The organism is Pseudomonas sp. PSPC2-3 (genome assembly GCF_049898265.1).
Taxonomy (GTDB): Bacteria; Pseudomonadota; Gammaproteobacteria; order Pseudomonadales; family Pseudomonadaceae; genus Aquipseudomonas; species Aquipseudomonas veronii.
Genome location: NZ_JAFCXJ010000001.1, coordinates 313,029 through 334,816, shown reverse-complemented (window position 1 = coordinate 334,816; position 21,788 = coordinate 313,029). Strand labels below are relative to the sequence as shown.

At 59.8% G+C, this 21,788-nt stretch carries 20 protein-coding genes; 16 read left to right on the top strand and 4 right to left on the bottom strand.

Going from position 1 to position 21,788, the window contains the following annotated elements; genetic code table 11:
* Nucleotides 1-77: 77 nt before the first annotated feature.
* Complete coding sequence (locus ACP7E3_RS01555) at nucleotides 78-416, bottom strand: hypothetical protein (protein ID WP_017845097.1); 339 nt, start codon at nucleotides 414-416, stop codon at nucleotides 78-80.
* A gap of 127 nt (nucleotides 417-543) precedes the next feature.
* On the opposite strand from ACP7E3_RS01555, the gene ACP7E3_RS01550 reads away from it, so the two are divergent.
* Complete coding sequence (locus ACP7E3_RS01550) at nucleotides 544-1,014, top strand: Lrp/AsnC family transcriptional regulator (RefSeq protein WP_046381706.1); 471 nt, start codon at nucleotides 544-546, stop codon at nucleotides 1,012-1,014.
* A gap of 72 nt (nucleotides 1,015-1,086) precedes the next feature.
* On the opposite strand, the gene ACP7E3_RS01545 is transcribed toward ACP7E3_RS01550, so the two are convergent.
* A complete protein-coding gene (locus ACP7E3_RS01545; RefSeq protein WP_017845095.1) occupies nucleotides 1,087-2,454 on the bottom strand; it encodes an inorganic triphosphatase in 1,368 nt (455 codons plus the stop codon).
* 158 nt (nucleotides 2,455-2,612) lie between these two features.
* Here ACP7E3_RS01545 and argE point away from each other — a divergent pair, with 158 nt between their 5' ends.
* The 10 genes from argE (at nucleotide 2,613) to ACP7E3_RS01495 (ending at nucleotide 13,162) form a co-directional block, all read left to right on the top strand.
* Nucleotides 2,613-3,761: an acetylornithine deacetylase gene (gene argE, locus ACP7E3_RS01540; protein ID WP_426122127.1), complete on the top strand. Its 1,149-nt coding sequence runs from the start codon at nucleotides 2,613-2,615 to the stop codon at nucleotides 3,759-3,761.
* 133 nt (nucleotides 3,762-3,894) lie between these two features.
* Entirely contained in the window at nucleotides 3,895-5,193 is a 1,299-nt protein-coding gene (gene argA / locus ACP7E3_RS01535; protein ID WP_017845093.1) for an amino-acid N-acetyltransferase, read from the top strand.
* Between the two features lie 734 nt (nucleotides 5,194-5,927).
* On the top strand, nucleotides 5,928-7,253 hold the full coding sequence (locus ACP7E3_RS01530) for an OprD family porin (protein WP_046381709.1): 1,326 nt from the start codon (nucleotides 5,928-5,930) through the stop codon (nucleotides 7,251-7,253).
* A 276-nt stretch (nucleotides 7,254-7,529) separates the two neighbouring features.
* Nucleotides 7,530-8,168, top strand: coding sequence for a peroxiredoxin (locus ACP7E3_RS01525; protein ID WP_017845091.1), 639 nt, complete (start codon nucleotides 7,530-7,532; stop codon nucleotides 8,166-8,168).
* 319 nt (nucleotides 8,169-8,487) lie between these two features.
* A complete protein-coding gene (gene ssuE / locus ACP7E3_RS01520) occupies nucleotides 8,488-9,081 on the top strand; it encodes an NADPH-dependent FMN reductase (protein WP_426122126.1) in 594 nt (197 codons plus the stop codon).
* A gap of 93 nt (nucleotides 9,082-9,174) precedes the next feature.
* Entirely contained in the window at nucleotides 9,175-10,143 is a 969-nt protein-coding gene (locus ACP7E3_RS01515) for a sulfonate ABC transporter substrate-binding protein (RefSeq protein WP_046381711.1), read from the top strand.
* Between the two features lie 25 nt (nucleotides 10,144-10,168).
* A complete protein-coding gene (gene ssuD / locus ACP7E3_RS01510) occupies nucleotides 10,169-11,317 on the top strand; it encodes an FMNH2-dependent alkanesulfonate monooxygenase (protein ID WP_057003983.1) in 1,149 nt (382 codons plus the stop codon).
* Between the two features lie 9 nt (nucleotides 11,318-11,326).
* Nucleotides 11,327-12,115: an aliphatic sulfonate ABC transporter permease SsuC gene (gene ssuC, locus ACP7E3_RS01505; RefSeq protein WP_046381713.1), complete on the top strand. Its 789-nt coding sequence runs from the start codon at nucleotides 11,327-11,329 to the stop codon at nucleotides 12,113-12,115.
* The gene (gene ssuB, locus ACP7E3_RS01500) at nucleotides 12,112-12,918 is read left to right on the top strand and encodes an aliphatic sulfonates ABC transporter ATP-binding protein (protein WP_046381714.1); all 807 of its coding nucleotides are present in this window, start codon (nucleotides 12,112-12,114) and stop codon (nucleotides 12,916-12,918) included. Before ssuC ends, ssuB begins: the two co-directional genes overlap by 4 nt.
* Nucleotides 12,919-12,946: 28 nt before the next feature.
* On the top strand, nucleotides 12,947-13,162 hold the full coding sequence (locus ACP7E3_RS01495; RefSeq protein WP_017845085.1) for a TOBE domain-containing protein: 216 nt from the start codon (nucleotides 12,947-12,949) through the stop codon (nucleotides 13,160-13,162).
* A gap of 234 nt (nucleotides 13,163-13,396) precedes the next feature.
* Here the strand turns inward: ACP7E3_RS01495 and ACP7E3_RS01490 are convergent, their stop codons facing one another.
* The gene (locus ACP7E3_RS01490) at nucleotides 13,397-14,038 is read right to left on the bottom strand and encodes a TetR/AcrR family transcriptional regulator (RefSeq protein WP_079444895.1); all 642 of its coding nucleotides are present in this window, start codon (nucleotides 14,036-14,038) and stop codon (nucleotides 13,397-13,399) included.
* Nucleotides 14,039-14,270: 232 nt separating this feature from the next.
* Nucleotides 14,271-15,647, bottom strand: coding sequence for a glutamine synthetase family protein (locus tag ACP7E3_RS01485; RefSeq protein WP_026139798.1), 1,377 nt, complete (start codon nucleotides 15,645-15,647; stop codon nucleotides 14,271-14,273).
* 278 nt (nucleotides 15,648-15,925) lie between these two features.
* Between ACP7E3_RS01485 and ACP7E3_RS01480 the strand changes: the two genes are divergently transcribed.
* The 5 genes from ACP7E3_RS01480 to ACP7E3_RS01460 all read left to right on the top strand — a co-directional run bounded on the left by ACP7E3_RS01480 (nucleotide 15,926) and on the right by ACP7E3_RS01460 (nucleotide 21,734).
* Nucleotides 15,926-16,198, top strand: coding sequence for a glutamine amidotransferase (locus tag ACP7E3_RS01480; protein WP_128192375.1), 273 nt, complete (start codon nucleotides 15,926-15,928; stop codon nucleotides 16,196-16,198).
* Between the two features lie 118 nt (nucleotides 16,199-16,316).
* Nucleotides 16,317-17,675, top strand: coding sequence for a glutamine synthetase family protein (locus tag ACP7E3_RS01475; protein ID WP_017845082.1), 1,359 nt, complete (start codon nucleotides 16,317-16,319; stop codon nucleotides 17,673-17,675).
* A gap of 58 nt (nucleotides 17,676-17,733) precedes the next feature.
* Nucleotides 17,734-19,098 (top strand): aspartate aminotransferase family protein, encoded by a 1,365-nt coding sequence (locus tag ACP7E3_RS01470; protein ID WP_261754617.1) that lies wholly within the window; start codon nucleotides 17,734-17,736, stop codon nucleotides 19,096-19,098.
* Nucleotides 19,099-19,305: 207 nt separating this feature from the next.
* On the top strand, nucleotides 19,306-20,400 hold the full coding sequence (locus ACP7E3_RS01465) for a polyamine ABC transporter substrate-binding protein (protein ID WP_046385153.1): 1,095 nt from the start codon (nucleotides 19,306-19,308) through the stop codon (nucleotides 20,398-20,400).
* A 239-nt stretch (nucleotides 20,401-20,639) separates the two neighbouring features.
* Nucleotides 20,640-21,734, top strand: coding sequence for a polyamine ABC transporter substrate-binding protein (locus tag ACP7E3_RS01460; protein WP_017845079.1), 1,095 nt, complete (start codon nucleotides 20,640-20,642; stop codon nucleotides 21,732-21,734).
* Nucleotides 21,735-21,788: the final 54 nt, after the last annotated feature.

Genomic DNA, 21,788 nt, shown 5'->3' with positions numbered 1-21,788 from the left:
GGTTTTCCTGGGGCGCCGGGTGTATACCCAGGCTAGTCAGCCCCTGACCCGCTGCCTTGCGCGTGTATTGCAGGCTTTTACTGGGCGCCGGCCGCCAGCGCCTGAGGCCGCACGGAATCAGCCGACCACATCTCCAGCGAGCACACGCTGATCAGGTTTCGAATCTTTTCACCGATCACCTGGGCTCGGTGCCAGCTCACGCCATCCATCACGATATCCACGGTCAGCACATCGTCCTGGCGATTCACACTGACCTGGCGCGGCGTCAGGAACTGCAGCGCGAAATAGTTGAGCACCCGGCACAGCACATCGGGTTCGGCCTCGGCGACGATCTGGTAATGGGCCTGGCAATGGGCACTGTCGACGGCCCACGCATCGACGCGGGTAACAGGGCAGGTGGTTTCGACGGCGTGCATGCGGACTCTCCAGATTCGATTGGAGAAATTCTTACATTCGCGAAAGGAGATTTCTTATCTAAGATGAGCATGATTCGTCGATAGATGCACAAATCAATTCAAGACAACCCGTATTAAAGGTATTTCTATGCGCAGCGAGCTGGACGTCTACGACCGCCGTATCCTGGCCCTGCTGCAGGAGGATGCCTCGCTCTCCAGCGCGCAGATCGCCGAGCAGGTCGGCCTGTCTCAATCGCCATGCTGGCGGCGTATCCAACGGCTGAAGGACGAGGGCGTGATCCGCAGCCAGGTCACGCTGCTGGACCGCAAGAAGATCGGCCTCAATACGCAGATTTTTGCCGAGGTCAAACTCAATGCCCACGGGCGTTCCAACTTCACCGAGTTCACCGAGGCGATCCGCGGTTTTCCGGAAGTGTTGGAGTGTTATGTGTTGATGGGGGCGGTGGATTTTCTGCTGCGCATTGTCACGTCGGACATCGAGGCTTACGAGCGGTTTTTCTTCGAGAAGTTGTCGATGGTGCCGGGGATTCAGGAGGTCAATTCGATCGTGGCGTTGTCGGAGATCAAGTCCACCACTAGCCTGCCAGTATTGGGCTGACAGGGCTGGCCTCATCGGGGGCAAGCCCCCTCCCACATTGGAGTGGGAAGTGGCTTACTCCCGATGGCGATATTACAGACGCAGCAGGGTCTTCCAGGCACGGTTCTGATACACCGCGATCGCCTGATGCATGCGCGCATCCAGCGATTCATCGGTGATCGGCTGGTTGGCCAGTTGCGCCAGCTTGTTCAGCTCACCGTACAGGCGGTCGAGTTCCGCAATGTCCACCACCTGGCGTGCGTGGTGCAGCCAGGCCTGGATGCGCTCGATGCGCGGCAGTTGCTCGGCGAGGTCTTCCGGTTGCTGCTGATAGCGCGGCAGTTGCAGGGCGACGGCGTCTTCGGCCAGCAGGCGTGGCAACCAGTTGGTGATTTGCGCGGCGCCCTGACGGTTACCGCGCACGTTGCGGTCGGCGGTCCAGGTGCGGTTCAGCAGCCAGCGGGAGGTGTTCAGCGAGAACAGGCCCCAGCGCACGTCGGTCAATTCTTCGGCGAATTGCTCCGGCGCGGCTTTGCGAATGTCTTCATCGTCGTCACCGGCCTGGACCAGCGGGCGCCAGTCTTCCAGCAGGGCATCGAGTGCGCTGCGCAGTTCGCTGGTGGATTGACGCGGCGCGGCCTGGCCGAGGCTGCCGAGCAGGGCGCGCAGTTCGCCGAGGTTGTCGACCCAGTCCTGCAACAGGCGCCAGTGGCCATTGAAACGGTATTGCTCGGCCAGGCGCTGGCTGCTGCCCAGCAGGTGCCACATGATCGCGGCGAAGGCGTCGTCCAGTGGCATTTCGGCGTGCAGTTGCGGCGCCGGCAGGCTCAGGGAGTAGCTGCTGGCGTCATACAGGCGATAGCCGCGTTCGGCCTTGCTGATGTCGCATGGCATCAGTGCCAGGGTGGCGGCCAGTTCGGCGGCCAGTTCCAGCAGGGCGGCCGGTTCGCCTTCGCGCAGTTCCAGTTCCAGTTCGCAGATTTCTTCTTTCTGCTTGCCGGCCACTACATGGCCCAGGTCCAGTGCGGCTTCGATCACCACTTTGGCTTTGCCCCGGCCCCAGGCGATTTCGGCGCGTTCGCGCACGAAGTCGGTGGTGAAGATCGGCTTGAGGGTCTTTTTGTCCAGCTCGGCGAGTTCCTCGGGCCAGCATTCGCCGTCGAGTTTCTTCACGTCGAGCTTGGCTTTGGGCAATTCCCAGTTGTATTCGTTACGTTCCGACAAGCCGGCGACGCTTTGGCCACGGGTCTTGAGGGTCTGGATAATGTCGTCACCGTCCTTGCGCAAACGCAGGGCGACTTTGGCCTTGGCCAGGTCGCGCTCGGGGGTGTCGAAGTACTGGTTCATCAACTCACGGCGTTCCCAGCCACTTTTGTTGCGTTTTTTCAGTAGCGGGTGCTCACGCAGCGCGGCGAGTGTTTCGCGGCTGACGCGGAGCTTGATTTCGGTTTCTTTCTGCATGGCCGGAAAATCCAGGATCGGGAGCGCAGCCGGGAAAAAGAGTGGCTGCCAAGGTCGTGCAGTGTACAGGACTGAGCCCGGCAACGCGCCGCAACGGTTTATTGTGTCGTGCAGATGCCTCTATAGTGAGGTTCATCCGGGAAGTAGGGAGACCGCGCATGCCGTTACCGTCCATGAAAGAGCAATTCGCCGCCTTGATTGCCACACCGTCGGTCAGTTGCACCCAAACGTCTCTCGACCAGAGCAACCGCCCGGTGATCGACCTGCTCGCCAGCTGGCTGGGCGATCTGGGCTTCGCCATCGACATCCAGCCCGTCAGCCCCGGCAAGTTCAACCTGCTCGCCAGTTTCGGCACGGGCCCCGGCGGCCTGGTGTTGGCCGGCCATAGCGATACCGTGCCGTATGACGCCGCGCTGTGGAAGACCGACCCGCTCAAGCTGACGGAAGTCGACGGTCGCTGGGTAGGATTGGGCAGCTGCGACATGAAGGGTTTTTTCGCGCTGGCCATCGAAGCGGTGTTGCCGCTGCTCGACCAACCGTTCAAGCAGCCGTTGCTGATCCTTGCCACCTGCGATGAAGAAAGCTCGATGTCCGGCGCCCGTGCATTGGCGGCGGCCGGGCGTCCGTTGGGGCGTGCGGCGGTGATCGGCGAGCCGACCGGCCTCAAGCCGATCCGCCTGCACAAAGGTGTGATGATGGAGCGCATCGACATCCTCGGCCGCAGCGGTCATTCGTCGGACCCGCGCCTGGGCCACAGCGCGCTGGAAGCCATGCACGACGCCATCGGCGAACTGCGCGGCCTGCGCCTGGCCTGGCAGCGCGAGTACCGCAACCCGCAGTTCAGCGTGCCGCAACCGACCCTGAATTTCGGTTGCATCCACGGCGGCGATAACCCCAACCGCATCTGCGGCCAGTGTTCCCTGGAGTTCGACCTGCGGCCCTTGCCCGGCATGGACCCGCAGGTGCTGCGCGCGGCGATCCGGCAGAAACTCGAACCAGTGGCCGAGCGCCATAAGGTGAAGATCGACTATGCGCCGCTGTTCGCCGAAGTGCCGCCGTTCGAGCAGGCCGAAGACGCAGAGCTGGTGCGGGTCGCCGAACAATTGACCGGTCATCGCGCCGAAGCAGTAGCGTTCGGCACCGAAGCGCCTTATCTTCAGCGCCTTGGTTGTGAAACCCTGGTGCTTGGCCCTGGCGATATTGCCTGCGCCCACCAGCCGGGCGAGTACCTCGAAATGTCACGCTTGACGCCTACAGTGCGTCTATTGCGGGAACTGATCGAACATTACTGCCTGACACCTGCATAAATTAATCCCTGCCCATGCGTACATAAGGAGAGCGAGCGTGTTGCCAAGCCTGTTCCGACGATAACCATCAGCCTGCTGTGCGTTTTCACGACTCATCCTTTTTCGGCTGCTTTTTATTACAGGCCCAGGTTCCATGCCCGACTACGTCAATTGGCTTCGTCACGCTTCGCCCTACATCAACGCCCACCGCGACTGCACCTTTGTGGTCATGCTGCCCGGCGACGGTGTGGATCATCCGAACTTCGGCAATATCGTCCACGACCTGGTGCTGCTCCACAGCCTGGGAGTGCGACTGGTGCTGGTCCACGGTTCGCGCCCACAGATTGAAGCGCGCCTTGAAGCGCGCGGGCTCAACCCGGTTTACCACAACGGCCTGCGCATCACCGATGCCGCCACGCTGGAGTGTGTGATCGATGCGGTCGGCCATCTGCGCATCGCCATTGAAGCGCGCCTGTCGATGGACATGGCCTCGTCGCCGATGCAGGGCTCGCGCTTGCGCGTGGCCAGCGGCAACCTGGTGACGGCGCGCCCGATCGGCGTGCTCGAAGGCGTGGACTTCCACCACACCGGCGAAGTGCGTCGGGTCGACCGCAAAGGCATCAATCGCCTGCTGGACGAGCGCTCCATCGTGCTGCTGTCGCCCCTGGGGTATTCGCCCACCGGCGAGATCTTCAACCTGGCCTGCGAAGACGTCGCCACCCGCGCCGCCATCGACCTGGCCGCCGATAAGTTGCTGCTGTTCGGTGCCGATCCTGGCCTGATCGATGAAAATGGCCGCCTGGTGCGTGAACTGCGCCCGCAACAAGTGCCGGCGCACCTGCAACGCCTGGGCAGCAACTACCAGGCTGAATTGCTCGATGCGGCTGCCGAAGCTTGCCGGGGCGGGGTAGGCCGCAGCCATATCGTCAGCTATGTCGAAGACGGTGCGCTGCTCACCGAACTGTTCACCCGTGATGGCGGCGGTACGCTGGTGGCCCAGGAACAATTCGAGCTGGTGCGCGAGGCGGCGATCGAAGACGTCGGCGGCTTGCTCGACCTGATCAGCCCGCTGGAAGAGCAGGGCATCCTGGTACGCCGTTCGCGGGAAGTGCTGGAGCGCGAGATCGAGCAGTTCAGCGTGGTCGAACGCGAAGGCATGATCATCGCCTGCGCGGCGCTGTATCAGATCGCCGATTCGGACGCGGGGGAGCTTGCGTGCCTGGCAGTCAACCCGGAGTACCGCCACGGCAGGCGCGGCGATGAACTGCTCGAGCGCATCGAGGCTCGCGCCCGGGCGCAGGGGTTGAAGACCCTGTTCGTGCTCACCACGCGCACGGCGCACTGGTTCCGCGAGCGCGGCTTTGTGCCCAGCAGCGTGGATCGCCTGCCTTCGGCGCGGGCATCGCTGTACAACTATCAGCGTAACTCGAAGATTTTCGAGAAGGCCCTGTAATACCCCGCCCTCCCAGCCTCTGAGCTGGTTTGCCTGCGATGCAGGCCTCGGTCGTTGCGTTAACCCGAGGTGATGCGTTCGCCGCCAAACCAGCTCGTCACTTCGAAAATCGGTACGTCCCACGGGCGAAGGGCGTAGCGATGACGTGGTCGATCAAACCCCGGGGTGCGTCATCGTGCCACCCGTGCCCCCTACTAAAGTTTAAGGATTCTTGATTTTGAGCCGATACGATCAAGGCGTAGAGGGATAAATTGCGCGAAGCTTTCGCTGCCAGACGGCTCGATCGGCGGCTCTCAGGCCGGCATGAAATATTAGTGATACAAAAACTGTAACAAATTGACGGGAAGATGGGCGTTTGGCCATGATGGCGTCGCCTTTTTGATCCTGGGTGACGTATATGACGGTGCGTTCAGCTAAAAAGATCTAAAAAGCGATCAAGAAATGCCTTTTAGGAATTAGCTTGTGCAAAGGTTCGTCTATGCTGACGCGTCTTGCTTTATGCAGAGACTTATTCCAAAAGCATATGAAAAAGAATGAAATAATTCTTTTTGGGTGTATGAAAAATTCATTACCCTGCAGGGACCAAACAAACTGCGATTAGACGAAGGTAGTAGACACACAAGGTTACGATTGACTTGGTAGTCACTATCTGGCGCTAATCGCGCATCTGTGGATCTCGGGCGTTAGACCCAGGACCAAAGAAATACAAAAATTAGAAATGAGAGGAGCGGTACATGAAGAAGTCCACATTGGCGTTGGCTATAGCGTTGGCGGCAATCGCCCAGCAAGCTGCAGCAGCCGGTTTCATTGAAGACAGTAAGGCCAGTGTCAGCTCGCGTACCTTGTATTTCGATAACGATCAGCGTGATGGCGGTGCTGATCAACGCGAAACAGCCACCGGCCTGAAGTTCGATTACAAGTCCGGCTTCACTCAAGGTGTCGTTGGTTTTGGTATCGACGCCCAGGCATTGGTAGGTATTCACCTGGATGGTGGTCGGGGCCATCACCCAAACAACAACTCCTTCGTTCCAAGTGACTCCGATGGGTCTGCCGTAAGCAACTGGAGCAGTGCGAGTGCTAACGCCAAGGCCCGCTTCTCCAAGACTGAAGCACACCTGGGTGGTGCGCTGTCGCCGAACCTTCCAATCCTGATCGCCAGCGACGGCCGTTTGTTGCCGCAAACCTTTGAAGGCGGCACTGTCACTTCCAAAGAAATCGACAATGTGACCTTCAACGCCGGTCAACTCGAACATGCCACTGGTCGTGCTTCAAGCAACAGCACTGGCCTGGCCGTCAACGGCGGTACCGAGGAAAGCAATAAGTTCCGTTTTGGTGGCGCTGATTGGAAGGTCACCAAAGACTTGACCCTGCAGTACTACTACGCAAACCTCGAAGACTACTATAAGCAGCACTTCCTGGGCCTGTTGCACGTATACCCGATCAGCGAAGGTCAGTCCTTCAAGACCGACCTGCGCTACTTCGACAGCAGTTCTGATGGCAAGAACGGTCAGGCCGGCTATCGCTTCAACAACAACGGTGGTTACGCGAAGAACGCAGGCGAGGTTGATAACAAGACCTGGAGCGCCATGTTCACCTACACCCTGGGTGGCAGCGCCGTTATGCTCGGTCACCAGCGTGTCAACGATGACGGTGGTTTCGTCTGGCTGAACCAGGGTAGCGTTGTGGATGGTAATGGTCGTAACGAAGGTGCCGGCGGGTCGAGCTTCTACCTGTTCACCGACAGCATGATCAACTCCTTCGTCCGCGCGGGTGAAAACACCACCTTCGGTCAGTACTCTTACGACTTCGCTGCACTGGGTGTTCCAGGTCTGCGAACCTCGATTGCCTACTTGCACGGCGACAACATCAAAGCCGTGGGCGGTGGCAGTGATCAGTCCGAGTGGGAACGCGATATGCGTATCGACTACACCATTCAGGCCGGCGCGCTCAAAGGTTTTGGCACCACTCTGCGGCACGGTGCGTACCGTGGCAGCGGCACTGGTATCCAGGACCAGGATCAGACACGCCTGATCTTCAACTACACCTACAGCTTCTTGTAAGGCTGGATAAGGAAAACCTCGCGTTACCGCGAGGTTTTTCTCACGTTCAATCAAGTCGGGCTCAACCCCCGCAAGCCCTTCCTGACCCCCTCTTTTTTACAGCGTCTCAAGGCCTTCTCGAACCTTGAAACGAATGTTGACTCTCGCCTGTTCCAAGGTCCAGTGAACACATTTTTAATATTCCTATATCGTCTAGATAAATCGATATTTATTCTTTTTAAATAATCCGTAATCCATGCACAGTGGGCTCCATAAGCACTCATCAGGAGCCACACCATGAGCCTAAGACTGGGCGACATCGCCCCCGACTTCGAACAGGATTCCAGCGCCGGCAAGATTCGTTTCCACGAGTGGCTGGGCGACAGCTGGGGTGTGCTGTTTTCCCACCCGGCGGACTTCACGCCGGTATGCACCACCGAGCTGGGCTTCACCGCCAAGCTCAAGGACGAATTCGCCAAGCGTGGCGTCAAGGCCATCGCCCTGTCGGTAGACCCGGTGGACTCGCACCTCAAGTGGATCGAAGACATCAACGAAACCCAGAACACGCTCGTCAACTTCCCGATCTTGGCCGACGCCGACCGCAAGGTCTCGGACCTCTACGACCTGATCCATCCGAACGCCAGTGACACCCTCACCGTGCGTTCCTTGTTCGTGATCGACCCGCACAAGAAAATCCGCCTGACGATCACCTACCCAGCCAGCACCGGGCGCAACTTCCACGAAATCCTGCGGGTCATCGACTCGTTGCAACTGACCGACAACTACAAAGTCGCCACGCCCGCCAACTGGCAGGACGGCGATGAAGTGGTGATCGTGCCGTCGCTCAAGGACGAGGAAGAAATCAAGAAACGCTTTCCCAAAGGGTATCGGGCGGTGAAGCCGTATCTGCGGCTGACACCGCAACCCAATCGCTGAATTACCTGTAGGAGCGAGCTTGCTCGCGAAGCATGCGCGGTTACTGCGGACATCCAGAAAGCCTGCGTCATCGTTGACGGTTTTCGCGAGCAGGCTCGCTCCTACAGATAGACGCTGTGTACTCACATGGCAGGGGTTTTGAGGCCGTTTCGACGGCCTTTTTTTTCGCCTGGCGATTGATGGATGGTTTATTCTTTTAAGGAATAAACAAATGAAAAAATAAGATTTATGGATATATAAATCTGCTGATATGGTCTGTTCCATCTTGGCGCCATCGCCACACAGCGAACCGCCGACACTTGCTAAAGGAATTTCCTACATGCTGGTCGTAACACTTGGAGGCAGTCCCAGTCAGCGTTCCCGCTCCGGGGTCTTGCTGGATAAAACCCGTCAGTGGCTGCAACAGCAGGGCGTGGAAGTGGTGAGTTATCAGATACGGGACTTCCCGGCCGAAGACTTGCTGCATGCGCGCTTCGACAGCCCCAAAGTCATCGACTTGTTGCAACAAGTGGCCAATGCCGACGGCCTGGTGATCGCCACGCCGGTGTACAAGGCCTCGTTCTCGGGCGCGCTGAAAACCGTGCTCGACCTGCTGCCCGAACGCGCCCTGGCCCACAAGGTGGTATTGCCCATCGCCACCGGCGGCAGCATCGCCCACATGCTGGCGGTGGACTACGCATTGAAGCCGGTGCTGTCGGCGCTCAAAGCCCAGGAATTGCTCCACGGGATCTTTGCCGAAGACAGCCAGATCGCTTACGGCGAGGGCAGTGCCCTGGCGCAACTGGTGCCGGTCCTCGAACAACGCTTGAGCGAGGCTCTGGAAACTTTCTACGCCGCCATGGCCCGTCGCCCGAAACCGCTGGACCCGCATGTGTTGAATGAACGTTTGTTGAGTGCTCGCTGGAGCATTTAAGCCTTACCGATTCACGAAGTACTCACCTTACTCAGCCGCCAACGGCCAAGCAGGTGCAGCCAACCCCCCAATCGCATTTTTGGAGAGAGCGCCATGCTCACTGTCATCTTGCGTCGTGGTCTGGTCGCACTGTTTGCTGCGGCTGTGTCCTTCGGCGCCATTGTTCAAGCCCACGCTGCCGAAACTCTGCGGATCGGCTATCAGAAATACGGCACCCTGGTGCTGCTCAAGGCCAAGGGCACCCTGGAAAAGCGCCTGGCCGCCGACGGTGTGCAGGTGCAGTGGACCGAGTTCCCGGGCGGCCCGCAATTGCTCGAAGGCCTGAATGTCGGCTCGATCGACTTCGGCGTCACTGGCGAAACCCCGCCGGTATTCGCCCAGGCCGCCGGTGCCGATCTGCTCTACGTGGCCTACGAACCGCCGGCGCCGACCAGTGAAGCGATCCTGGTGCCGAAAGACTCGCCGATCAAATCGGTGGCCGAGCTCAAGGGCAAGAAAGTCGTGCTCAACAAGGGCTCCAACGTTCACTACCTGCTGGTGCGGGCCCTGGAAGATGCCGGCCTGAAATACACCGATGTGCAGACCGTGTTCCTGCCGCCCGCCGATGCGCGTGCCGCGTTCGAGCGTGGCAGCGTAGACGCCTGGGTCATCTGGGACCCGTACCAGGCCGCCGCCGAGAAACAACTGCAAGCCCGCACCTTGCGTGACGGCAGCGGGATTGCCGACAACCACCAGTTCTACCTGGCCACCAGGCCCTACGCCGAAAAACACCCCGAAGTGATCAAGGCGCTGGTGGAAGAAGTGCGCGCGGTGGGCGAGTGGTCCAAGGCCAACCCGCAGCAAGTCACCGAACAGGTCGCGCCGCTGCTCGGCCTGCCGGCTGACATCACCCTGACCTCGGTGAAACGCCAGGGCTATGGCGCGTTGTTCCTGACCCCGGCGGTGGTCGCCGCGCAGCAGAAGATTGCCGACAGCTTCTACCAACTCAAATTGATCCCCAAACCCTTGAGCATCAAGGACGTGATCTGGACGCCACCTGCCGCCGTGGCCAACGCGCCGTAATCCGACTTCTTCAGGAGACAACTCCATGAGCCTCACTATTTTCTGGTTCCTGCCTACCCACGGCGACGGTCATTACCTTGGCACCGCCGAAGGCGCTCGCGCCGTCGACCACGGTTATCTGCAGCAAGTGGCCCAGGCGGCCGACCGCCTTGGCTTCGGCGGGGTGCTGATCCCCACCGGGCGTTCCTGCGAAGACTCGTGGCTGGTGGCCGCTTCGCTGATCCCGGTGACCCAGCGTCTGAAGTTCCTGGTCGCGCTGCGCCCCGGGATCATTTCGCCGACGGTGGCCGCGCGTCAGGCCGCGACCCTCGATCGCCTGTCCGGCGGCCGTGCGCTGTTCAACCTGGTGACCGGCGGTGACCCGGAAGAATTGGCCGGCGACGGTCTGTTCCTCAGCCACGAAGAACGCTACCAGGCCTCGGTGGAGTTCACCCGCATCTGGCGTCGTGTGCTGGAAGGCGAAACCGTGGATTACGACGGCGAACACATCAGCGTCAAAGGCGCCAAACTGCTTTACCCGCCGATCCAGCAACCGCGTCCGCCGCTGTACTTCGGCGGCTCTTCCGAAGCCGCGCAGGACCTGGCGGCCGAACAGGTGGACATGGTGCTGACCTGGGGCGAGCCACCGGCCGCGGTTGCGGAAAAAATCGAACAGGTGCGGGCCAAGGCCGCGAAACTCGGGCGCACGGTGCGCTTCGGTATTCGTCTGCATGTGATCGTGCGCGAAACCAACGATGAAGCCTGGAAAGCCGCCGACAAACTGATCTCGCACCTGGACGACGACACCATCGCCCGCGCCCAGGCCTCGCTGGCGCGCTTTGATTCGGTCGGCCAGCAGCGCATGGCGGCCTTGCATGGCGGCAGCCGCGACAACCTCGAAGTCAGCCCCAACCTGTGGGCCGGCGTCGGCCTGGTGCGCGGCGGGGCCGGCACCGCGCTGGTGGGCGATGGCCCGACGGTTGCGGCGCGGGTCAAGGAATACGCGGCGCTGGGCATCGACACCTTTATCTTCTCCGGTTATCCACACCTGGAAGAATCGTATCGCGTCGCCGAGTTGCTGTTCCCGCACCTGGATATCGAACGCCCCGAGTTGCCGAAAAGTGCCGGCTACGTGAGCCCGTTCGGCGAGATGGTCGCCAACGACATCCTTCCCAAAGCGGCGTCACAGAGCTGAGGTGGCGCCATGAATGTGGAAAAACTGAGCCATCGCGTGGCGCCTTGGGTGCTGCCGGTGTTGCTGTTGGCGGTGTGGCAGTTGTCGGTGTCGGCGGGGTGGTTGTCGACGCGGATTCTGCCGGCGCCGAGCGCGGTGATCGAGGCCGGGGTCAACCTGGTACGCAGCGGTGAAATCTGGACGCACCTGGCCATCAGCGGCTGGCGCGCGGGCCTGGGTTTTGTGATCGGTGGCAGCATCGGTCTGGCCCTGGGCTTTATCACCGGCCTGTCGACGTGGGGCGAGCGCCTGCTGGACAGCTCGGTGCAGATGATCCGCAACGTGCCGCACCTGGCGTTGATCCCGCTGGTGATCCTGTGGTTCGGCATTGACGAGACCGCGAAGATTTTCCTGGTCGCCCTCGGCACGCTGTTCCCGATCTACCTCAACACCTACCACGGCATCCGCAACGTCGACCCGGCGCTGGTGGAAATGGCCCGCAGCTACGGCTTGTCCGGCTTCAGCCTGTTCCGCCAGGTGATCCTGCCGGGCGCGCTGCCGTCGATCCTGGTGGGCGTGCGTTTTGCCCTGGGCTTTATGTGGCTGACGCTGATCGTGGCGGAAACCATTTCGGCCAGTTCCGGTATCGGTTACCTGGCGATGAACGCCCGTGAATTCCTGCAAACCGACGTGGTGGTGCTGGCCATCGTCATGTACGCGATTCTCGGCAAGCTGGCCGACCTCGCAGCGCGCGGCCTGGAGCGTGTGTGGCTGCGCTGGCATCCGGCTTATCAAGTGAATAAAGGAGGTGCGGCATGACCGCTCAACAACCTCCGCGCCTGCTGAAGGGGATTCCCCTGGCGGTGCGCAAATTGCGCAAGGCCTTTGGCGCGCGGGAAGTGCTCAAGGGCATCGACCTGCATATTCCGGCGGGCCAGTTCGTTGCCGTGGTCGGCCGCAGTGGCTGCGGTAAAAGTACCTTGCTGCGCCTGCTCGCCGGCCTCGACAAGGCCAGCAGCGGTGAGCTGCTGGCCGGCTCCGCGCCGCTTGGCGCGGCGATCGAAGACACGCGGTTGATGTTCCAGGAAGCGCGTCTGCTGCCGTGGAAAAAGATCATCGACAACGTCGGCCTCGGCCTCAAGGGCAACTGGCGTCCCAAGGCACTGGAAGCGCTCGAAGCGGTCGGCCTGGCCGAGCGTGCGAATGAGTGGCCGGCGGCCTTATCCGGTGGCCAGAAGCAACGTGTGGCCCTGGCGCGTGCGTTGATTCATCAGCCGCGTCTGTTGTTGCTCGATGAGCCGTTGGGCGCGCTGGATGCGTTGACCCGCATCGAGATGCAGCAACTGATCGAAAGCCTCTGGCAGAAGCATGGTTTCACCGTGTTGCTGGTAACCCACGACGTCAGCGAAGCCGTGGCCATTGCCGACCGGGTGATCCTGATCGAAGACGGCGAAATCGGCCTCGACCTGATTGTCGACCTGCCGCGTCCACGCGCCCGAGGCTCGCATCGCCTGGCCGCGCTCGAAGCGCAGGTGCTCAACCGTGTGCTGTCGCTGCCCGGCACCCCGCCGGAACCCGAACCCGTTTCACCGTTGCCTACGCAATTGCGGTGGGCGCAATAACTCACTTGTCCCATGAAGGAAAAACGACATGACTATCAAAGCCATCAACGTGCGTAACCAGTTCAAAGGCACCGTCAAGGAAATCGTCGAAGGCGACGTGCTCTCGGAAATCGACGTGCAGACCGCGTCCGGGATCGTGACGTCGGTGATCACCACCCGTTCGGTCAAGGAGTTGGAGCTGGTGATCGGCAGCGAGGTGATTGCCTTCGTCAAATCCACCGAGGTGTCGATCGCCAAGTTGTGATCACTGGCGCTATCGGGAGCAAGCTCCCTCCCACATTCGAACCGGTTTCTTCAGGAAAACTCGGTCACATGTGGAAGCAAGCTCCCTCCCACATTCGAACCGGTTTCTTCAGGAAAACTCGATCACATGTGGGAGCAAGCTCCCTCCCACATTCGAACCGGTTTCTTCAGGAAAACTCGGTCACATGTGGGAGGGAGCTTGCTCCCGATGAGGCCCTGCCAGACAACACATCCATCAGACAGTGACGCCCCGCTTGGGCAAATACGCCGGCAGATAAAGCCCCACATATGCATCGAACACGCGCATGCCTTCCTCAGCCATGCGCGGCGTGATCAGCCCATGCTGATGCACCGAACGCGCATACACGCGATCACTCAATTCCAGCGCCAGCGCGAACACGTCCACATCTGTGGGCAGGGTCGGCACTTCGAAATGCCGGTTGAACACGGCCAGCATCAAGTCACCCAACTCCAGATCGTGCTGGCGGTCGGCCTGATTCACTTCGGTCAGCCCGTGCTGGGTCAGGATCAGCTGGCGGGCGGCGGCGTCGTTGCTGTAGATGGTGAGCATGCGCTGTTCGACGATGTAAGACAGGTCGCGCCAATACTTGAGTGAATCATGCGCGATGGGCGCCTGGATTGCGGCGCGGAATGCCGCATGGACGTCAGCGGTCAACGCTTCCAGCAGCGCCGGCACGCTGGCGAAAAAGTGGTACACCGACGACGGCGGAATCTGTGCGCGCTCGGCCACGCTGTAGATCGACAAACCGGCCACGCCTTCGGACGCCAGCAACGTGCGGGCGGCGTCGAGGATCGCGTCGATCCGGGCCTGGCTGCGGGCGCGGGGTTTGCGAGGGGCGGCGGGGCGGGTGGTCATGGAAGTCTCCTACAAGGCAGCGGGCATTGTATGAGCAGGAGCCGGTGTTGTCTGCCAGGCCGCCATCGGGAGCAAGCTCCCTCTCACACTCGAACCGGTTTCTTCAGGAAAACTCGTTCAAATGTGGGAGGGAGCTTGCTCCCGATGGCGGCCAACTCGGTCTACCAAAAGCAACCCATAAAAAAACGCCACAGACCAAAGGCCTGCGACGTTTTTTCAGTGCAACCAGCGCTTACACGGTATGCAGGTACCAGTTGTACTCAAGGTCGGAGATGGAGTGTTCGAACTCTTCCAGCTCACTTTCCTTACAGGCGACGAAGATATCGATGTATTTAGGATCGATGTACTTGGCCATCACCTCGCTGTCGTCCAACTCGCGCAGGGCATCGCGCAGGTTGTTCGGCAGGCTTTGTTCGTTCTGCTCGTAGCTGTTGCCTTCCACTGGCGCGCCCGGTTCGATCTTGTTGGTCAGGCCGTGGTGTACGCCCGCCAGGACCGAAGCCATCAGCAGGTAGGGGTTGGCATCGGCACCGGCCACGCGGTGTTCGATACGCACGGAGTCGGCCGCGCCGGTCGGCACGCGGATCGCCACGGTGCGGTTGTCCAGGCCCCAGCACGGCGAGTTCGGCACGTAGAACTGTGCGCCGAAACGACGGTAGGAGTTGACGTTGGGGCACAGGAACGCCATTTGGGCGGGTAGGGTCTCCAGCACACCGCCGATCGCGTGACGCAATGCGGCGTTCTGCTCGGGATCCTCGCTGGCAAAGATGTTCTTGCCGTCCTTGTCCAGGATCGAAATGTGTACGTGCAAACCGTTGCCTGCCTGGCCTGGGTAAGGCTTGGCCATGAAGGTGGTGTCCATCTCATGGTCGTAGGCGATGTTCTTGATCAGGCGCTTGAGCAGTACCGCGTAGTCGCAGGCCTTGATCGGGTCGGCCACGTGGTGCAGGTTCACTTCGAACTGCGCCGGGGCACTTTCCTTGACGATGGCATCAGCCGGGATGCCTTGCTCTTTGGCACCTTCCAGGATGTCCTGGAGGCAGTCGACATATTCGTCGAGGTCGTCGATCAGGTAGACCTGTGTCGAGTGCGGGCGTTTGCCGGAGATCGGCGAGCGGGGCGGTTGTGGGCGGCCGTTCACGTTCTCCTGGTCGATCAGGTAGAACTCAAGCTCGAAGGCAGCGCAGATAGTCAGACCGAGGTCGTCGAATTTGCTTACAACCTGACGCAGTACTTCGCGCGGATCGGCGAAGAAAGGTTCACCTTCAATTTCGTGCATGGTCATCAGCAGTTGCGCGGTCGGGCGCTTTTGCCAAGGTTCATTGCACAGGGTGTCGGGGATTGGATAGCAGATTCGGTCAGCATCACCGATGTCCAGACCCAGGCCGGTGCTTTCCACCGTTGAGCCGTTGATATCCAGGGCAAATAAAGAGGCAGGCAAGTTAATGCCTTTCTCGTAAACCTTGTGGAGGCTGGTGCGTTCGATGCGCTTACCGCGCACCACACCATTCATATCCGCAATTAGAAGGTCTACGTACAGAACCTCAGGATGATCCTTAAGGAACGCGTTCGCTTCGTTAAGCTGAACGGCACGCGGGGGTACCGACATGATGCAACACCTTTGTTGTTAAAAATATCAATCATTGATCTTTTCAGGTTTCAGTCAACCCGAACGGCATGCCGAAGTCAAGCGAGGCCTTTTTTGCCCCAAAAAAGCGCCATGAGGGCTTTTTTGGGGCTTTTTGGGGCGGTTTTGCTCGGTTGCCCGGCTTGGGACTAGCAGGCTTGAGCGGGCCGTGTTGTATTTTTTACGGGGGTGTTGTGTAAAAAAATGAACAAGGCTAAGCTCGATTCAAACCCATAACAGCAATAATACCGGGGTGCTTCATGTCTGGCCTGCCGTTAATCGGCATCACCACCTGCGCGAAACAGGTCGGTCTGCATGCTTTTCAGATCCGTGTCGAATGTTGCGAACGCGCATTCCCATTGATGATTCCATCCCCGATAAGCCCCTTCGATCCGGCCATTATTCTTGACGGCCAGGACGCTGTTCGCGTGCCCCGTTCATTTTCTTGTACTCGCCCTTTTCATGACGCCGGTCCTGCCTTTTTTGCGGTTGCCGCTCATTATCCTGCACGGGAGGCAAGCCTTTTGCTTTAGGAGTGCAACGGCACCCCAAATGGCGGTTAAGCTCCCACTCTGATGAACCAGCGACGCCGATGCGTCAACCGACGCCTGACCTTTAATGAACGTCAGGAAACCCAGCCCAGAGGCATTTATGAGTAACAACCTCGACCAGCTCACCGATTGGTTGAAAGACCACAAGATCACAGAAGTCGAATGCATGATTGGCGACCTCACCGGTATCACCCGGGGCAAGATCTCGCCGACCAACAAGTTCATCGCCGAGAAAGGCATGCGCCTGCCCGAGAGCGTTCTGTTGCAGACCGTGACCGGCGACTATGTCGAAGACGACATCTATTACGAATTGCTCGACCCGGCCGACATCGACATGATCTGCCGCCCCGACCAGAACGCGGTGTTCCTGGTGCCGTGGGCCATCGAGCCTACCGCCCAGGTGATCCACGACACCTACGACAAGCAAGGCAACCCGATCGAGCTGTCGCCGCGCAACGTGCTCAAGAAAGTCCTCAAGCTCTACGCCGACAAAGGCTGGCAGCCGATCGTGGCGCCGGAGATGGAGTTCTACCTGACCAAGCGCTGCGAAGACCCGGACTTCCCGCTGCAACCGCCGATCGGCCGTTCCGGGCGCCCGGAAACCGGTCGGCAGTCGTTCTCTATAGAAGCGGCCAACGAATTCGACCCGCTGTTCGAGGACGTCTACGACTGGTGCGAACTGCAGGAGCTGGACCTCGACACCCTGATCCACGAGGACGGCACGGCGCAGATGGAAATCAACTTCCGTCACGGCGACGCGCTGTCCCTGGCCGACCAGATCCTGGTGTTCAAGCGCACCATGCGTGAAGCCGCGCTCAAGCACGACGTGGCCGCCACCTTCATGGCCAAGCCGATGACCGGCGAGCCCGGCAGCGCGATGCACCTGCACCAGAGCATCATCGACATCGCCACCGGCAAGAACGTCTTCTCCAATGAAGACGGGACCATGAGCCAACTGTTCCTCAACCACATTGGCGGCCTGCAGAAATTCATCCCCGAATTGCTGCCGCTGTTTGCCCCCAACGTGAACTCGTTCCGCCGCTTCCTGCCGGACACTTCGGCGCCGGTGAACGTGGAGTGGGGCGAAGAGAACCGCACCGTCGGCCTGCGCGTACCGGATGCCGGCCCGCAGAACCGTCGCGTGGAAAACCGCCTGCCGGGCGCAGACGCCAACCCGTACCTGGCGATCGCCGCCAGCCTGTTGTGCGGCTACATCGGCATGGTCGAAGGGCACAACCCAAGCGCGCCGGTCGTCGGCCGTGGTTACGAGCGGCGCAACCTGCGCCTGCCGTTGACCATCGAAGACGCCCTGGAACGTATGGAAAACAGCAAGACCATCGAGAAATACCTGGGTCACAAATTCATCACTGGCTACGTCGCGGTCAAGCGGGCCGAGCATGAAAACTTCAAGCGCGTGATCAGTTCGTGGGAGCGGGAGTTCCTGCTCTTCGCCGTCTGATGCGCCGGGCGCGCCCGTTGAACGGCGCGCCCTCCACTGAAAAGTCTAGGAGATTGGTATGTCCAGCAACAACCCGCAAACCCGTGAATGGCAAGCCTTGAGCAGTGATCACCACCTGGCGCCGTTCAGCGACTTCAAGCAGTTGAAAGAGAAAGGCCCACGGATCATTACTAAAGCCCACGGCGTTTACTTGTGGGACAGCGAAGGCAACAAGATCCTCGACGGCATGGCCGGCCTGTGGTGCGTGGCGATCGGTTACGGTCGCGATGAACTGGCTGACGCCGCCGCCAAGCAGATGAAAGAACTGCCGTACTACAACCTGTTCTTCCAGACCGCCCACCCGCCGGTGCTGGAACTGGCCAAGGCGATCTCCGACGTTGCACCGGCCGGCATGAACCACGTGTTCTTCACCGGTTCCGGCTCCGAAGGCAACGACACCATGTTGCGCATGGTCCGCCACTATTGGTCGATCAAGGGCCAGCCGAACAAGAAAATCATCATCAGCCGCAAGAATGGCTACCACGGCTCCACCGTGGCCGGCGCCAGCCTCGGCGGCATGACTTATATGCATGAGCAGGGCGACTTGCCGATCCCGGGCATCGTCCACATCGCCCAGCCGTACTGGTTTGGCGAAGGCGGCGACATGAGCCCCGAAGAGTTCGGTGTGTGGGCCGCCAACCAGCTGGAAGCGAAGATTCTGGAACTGGGCGTGGACAACGTCGGTGCCTTCATTGCCGAGCCGATCCAGGGCGCCGGTGGCGTGATCGTGCCGCCGGACAGCTACTGGCCGCGCATCAAGGAAATCCTCGCCAAGTACGACATCCTGTTCGTCGCCGACGAGGTGATCTGCGGTTTCGGCCGTACCGGCGAGTGGTTCGGCAGCGATTTCTACGACCTCAAGCCGGACATGATGACCATCGCCAAGGGCCTGACCTCGGGCTACATCCCGATGGGTGGCCTGATCGTGCGCGACGAGGTGGTGGCGGTGCTGAATGAAGGCGGCGATTTCAACCACGGCTTCACCTACTCCGGTCACCCGGTGGCTGCGGCGGTCGCTCTGGAAAACATCCGCATCATGCGCGATGAACAAATTATTAAGCGTGTGCATGATGAAACGGCACCGTATTTGCAGAAACGTCTGAGGGAGCTGGCTGATCATCCGTTGGTGGGTGAAGTGCGTGGTGTCGGCATGCTCGGTGCGATTGAACTGGTTCAGGACAAAGCGACGCGCAAGCGTTACGAAGGCCGCGGTGTTGGCATGATCTGTCGAACCTTCTGCTTCGAGAATGGCCTGATCATGCGCGCCGTGGGTGACACCATGATCATTTCGCCGCCGCTGGTGATCAGCAAGACCGAAATCGACGAGCTGGTGACCAAGGCTCGTCATTGCCTGGACCTGACTTTGGCGGCATTGCAGGGCTAAGTGCTAGGCTCAGAACGCAGTGACTCTCGGGTGCTGCGTTCGGGCAGTTATAAAAGTGGGGGGTTAGTTGAAAGCCGGCCCCCTAAGTTGCCAGACTGTTGTCCTGTTTTGCTGCCCTTCGACGGGCTGCCGAACAGCTGTGTATCGATGAAGCATGCTGCGGCCCAAAAAAGAAAATTGGAGCATCACCAAATGAAGGCATTAGGTTTGAAGAACGCTGGCAAGACCCTCCTCGCGTTGTCCCTGATGGGCGCAATGGCGGGCGCGGCCCAGGCAGACGATAAAGTGCTGCACGTCTATAACTGGTCCGACTACATTGCTCCGGACACCATCGCCAACTTTGAAAAAGAGTCGGGCATCAAAGTGGTGTACGACGTATTCGACAGCAACGAGACCCTTGAAGCCAAGTTGCTGGCAGGCAAGTCCGGTTACGACATCGTCGTACCGTCGAACAACTTCCTCGCCAAGCAGATCAAGGCCGGCGTCTACCAGGAGCTGGACAAGTCCAAGCTGTCCAACTACGAAAACCTGAACACGTCGCTGCTCAAGGCCGTGTCGGTCAGCGACCCGGACAACAAGCACGCTTTCCCGTACATGTGGGGTTCGATCGGCATCGGTTACAACCCGGAGAAGGTCAAGGCCGCGCTGGGCGTCGACAAGATCGATTCGTGGGACATCCTGCTCAAGCCGGAAAACATCGCCAAGCTCAAGAGCTGCGGTGTGAGCTTCCTCGATTCGCCAACCGAAATGCTGCCGATCGCGCTGCATTACCTGGGCCTGCCGACCGACAGCCAGAAGAAAGCCGACCTCAAGCAAGCTGAAGACCTGTTCCTGAAGATCCGTCCTTCGATCGGCTACTTCCACTCGTCCAAGTACATCTCCGACCTGGCCAACGGCAACATCTGCGTAGCCGTGGGTTACTCGGGTGACATCCAGCAGGCCAAATCCCGCGCGGCTGAAGCCGGTGGCAAGGTCAAAGTGGCGTATGACATTCCGAAGGAAGGCGCCGGCAGTTTCTATGACATGGTCGCCATCCCTAAAGATGCCGAAAACGTCGAAGCGGCCTACAAGTTCATGAACTACCTGCTCGAGCCGAAAGTCATGGCTGCGATCACCAACAGCGTGCGTTTCCCGAACGGTAACGAGAAAGCCACCGCATTGGTCGACAAAGACATCACCAGCGACCCAGGCATCTACCCGCCAGCGGACGTGCAAGCCAAGCTGTATGCCATTGCCGACTTGCCGGCAGCGACTCAGCGTGAAATGACCCGTAGCTGGACCAAAATCAAATCGGGCAAATAAGCGAGGAAACCTGTAGGAGCGAGCTTGCTCGCGAAAATCGTCAACGATAACGCAGCGCCTCTGGTCGCCCGCGTTGCCTGTGAGTTCTTCGCGAGCAAGCTCGCTCCTACAAAGAGCGGCAGCCGTACAGTAATTAAATGACAGAAAGTTTTGCCGGATCGGTTTATCGAGGGTAAGTTGCGCGCCGGTTTTGTTGCCGGGCAACAACTTTGGGCCCAACTATTTAAGAGGACCTCCACTTGCCATTTTCTTTATTTCGCCAAGCCTTGCTGGTAGGTGCAGGTATCACGCTGGCTGTCAGCGTGCAGGCCGCATCGACTGTGCATGTTTATAACTGGTCGGACTACATCGGCCCCGACACCCTGGCCAACTTTGAAAAGGCCTCCGGTATCAAGCCTGTGTATGACGTGTTTGATTCCAACGAAACCCTGGAAGGCAAGTTGCTGGCCGGACGTACCGGTTACGACGTGGTGGTGCCGTCCAATCACTTCCTTGGCAAACAGATCAAGGCCGGGGCGTTCCAGAAGCTCGACAAGTCGTTGCTGACTCACTACGCCAACCTCGACCCGGCGCTGCTCAAGCGCCTGGAAAAGAACGACCCGGGCAACCAATACGCCGTGCCGTACCTGTGGGGCACCAACGGCATCGGTTACAACGTCGATAAAGTCAAAGAAGTGCTGGGCGTCGACAAGATCGACTCCTGGGCCGTGCTGTTCGAGCCGGAAAACATGAAGAAGCTCGCGACGTGCGGCGTGTCCTTCATGGACTCGGCAGATGAAATGCTGCCGGCGGTGCTCAACTACATGGGCCTGAACCCCAACAGCGAGAACCCCGAAGACTACAAGAAGGCCGAAGCGAAACTGCTGAAAGTGCGGCCTTATGTGACCTACTTCCATTCTTCCAAATACATCTCCGACCTGGCCAACGGCAACATCTGCGTGGCGGCCGGGTTCTCCGGCGATGTGTTCCAGGCCAAGGCCCGCGCAGCCGAGGCGGGCAAGGGCGTGAACATCGCCTACGCGATTCCGAAAGAAGGCGGCAACCTGTGGTTTGACGTGCTGGCGATCCCCAAGGACGCGACCAACGTTAAAGAAGCCCACGCCTTCATCAACTATTTACTGCAACCTGAGGTTATCGCTCAGGTCAGTGATTACGTCGGTTATGCCAACCCTAACCCAGGGGCGGACGCGCTGATGGAGCAATCGATACGCACCGACGAAGCGGTTTACCCACCGCAGGCGGTTCTCGACCGGACATTTGTCAACTTCGAGCTACCCCCGAAAGTGCAGCGTTTAATGACCCGTAGCTGGACCAAGGTCAAGACGGGCAAGTAAGGCTCAAACTATCCTGGGTTCGCCCGCGTCGGGCGAACTGCACTCTTTTTTTTG

Bases quoted from the DNA above. Each gene is read 5' to 3' on its own strand.
- argE (WP_426122127.1), top strand. From the start codon at position 2,613: ATGCCGTTACCGTCCATGAAAGAGCAATTCGCCGCCTTGATTGCCACA.
- argA (WP_017845093.1), top strand. From the start codon at position 3,895: ATGCCCGACTACGTCAATTGGCTTCGTCACGCTTCGCCCTACATCAAC.
- ACP7E3_RS01475 (WP_017845082.1), top strand. From the start codon at position 16,317: ATGAGTAACAACCTCGACCAGCTCACCGATTGGTTGAAAGACCACAAG.
- ACP7E3_RS01480 (WP_128192375.1), top strand. From the start codon at position 15,926: ATGTCTGGCCTGCCGTTAATCGGCATCACCACCTGCGCGAAACAGGTC.
- ACP7E3_RS01515 (WP_046381711.1), top strand. From the start codon at position 9,175: ATGCTCACTGTCATCTTGCGTCGTGGTCTGGTCGCACTGTTTGCTGCG.
- ACP7E3_RS01545 (WP_017845095.1), bottom strand. From the start codon at position 2,454: ATGCAGAAAGAAACCGAAATCAAGCTCCGCGTCAGCCGCGAAACACTC.
- ACP7E3_RS01550 (WP_046381706.1), top strand. From the start codon at position 544: ATGCGCAGCGAGCTGGACGTCTACGACCGCCGTATCCTGGCCCTGCTG.
- ssuE (WP_426122126.1), top strand. From the start codon at position 8,488: ATGCTGGTCGTAACACTTGGAGGCAGTCCCAGTCAGCGTTCCCGCTCC.
- ssuD (WP_057003983.1), top strand. From the start codon at position 10,169: ATGAGCCTCACTATTTTCTGGTTCCTGCCTACCCACGGCGACGGTCAT.
- ACP7E3_RS01530 (WP_046381709.1), top strand. From the start codon at position 5,928: ATGAAGAAGTCCACATTGGCGTTGGCTATAGCGTTGGCGGCAATCGCC.
- ACP7E3_RS01490 (WP_079444895.1), bottom strand. From the start codon at position 14,038: ATGACCACCCGCCCCGCCGCCCCTCGCAAACCCCGCGCCCGCAGCCAG.
- ACP7E3_RS01470 (WP_261754617.1), top strand. From the start codon at position 17,734: ATGTCCAGCAACAACCCGCAAACCCGTGAATGGCAAGCCTTGAGCAGT.
- ACP7E3_RS01485 (WP_026139798.1), bottom strand. From the start codon at position 15,647: ATGTCGGTACCCCCGCGTGCCGTTCAGCTTAACGAAGCGAACGCGTTC.
- ACP7E3_RS01495 (WP_017845085.1), top strand. From the start codon at position 12,947: ATGACTATCAAAGCCATCAACGTGCGTAACCAGTTCAAAGGCACCGTC.
- ssuB (WP_046381714.1), top strand. From the start codon at position 12,112: ATGACCGCTCAACAACCTCCGCGCCTGCTGAAGGGGATTCCCCTGGCG.
- ACP7E3_RS01555 (WP_017845097.1), bottom strand. From the start codon at position 416: ATGCACGCCGTCGAAACCACCTGCCCTGTTACCCGCGTCGATGCGTGG.
- ssuC (WP_046381713.1), top strand. From the start codon at position 11,327: ATGAATGTGGAAAAACTGAGCCATCGCGTGGCGCCTTGGGTGCTGCCG.
- ACP7E3_RS01525 (WP_017845091.1), top strand. From the start codon at position 7,530: ATGAGCCTAAGACTGGGCGACATCGCCCCCGACTTCGAACAGGATTCC.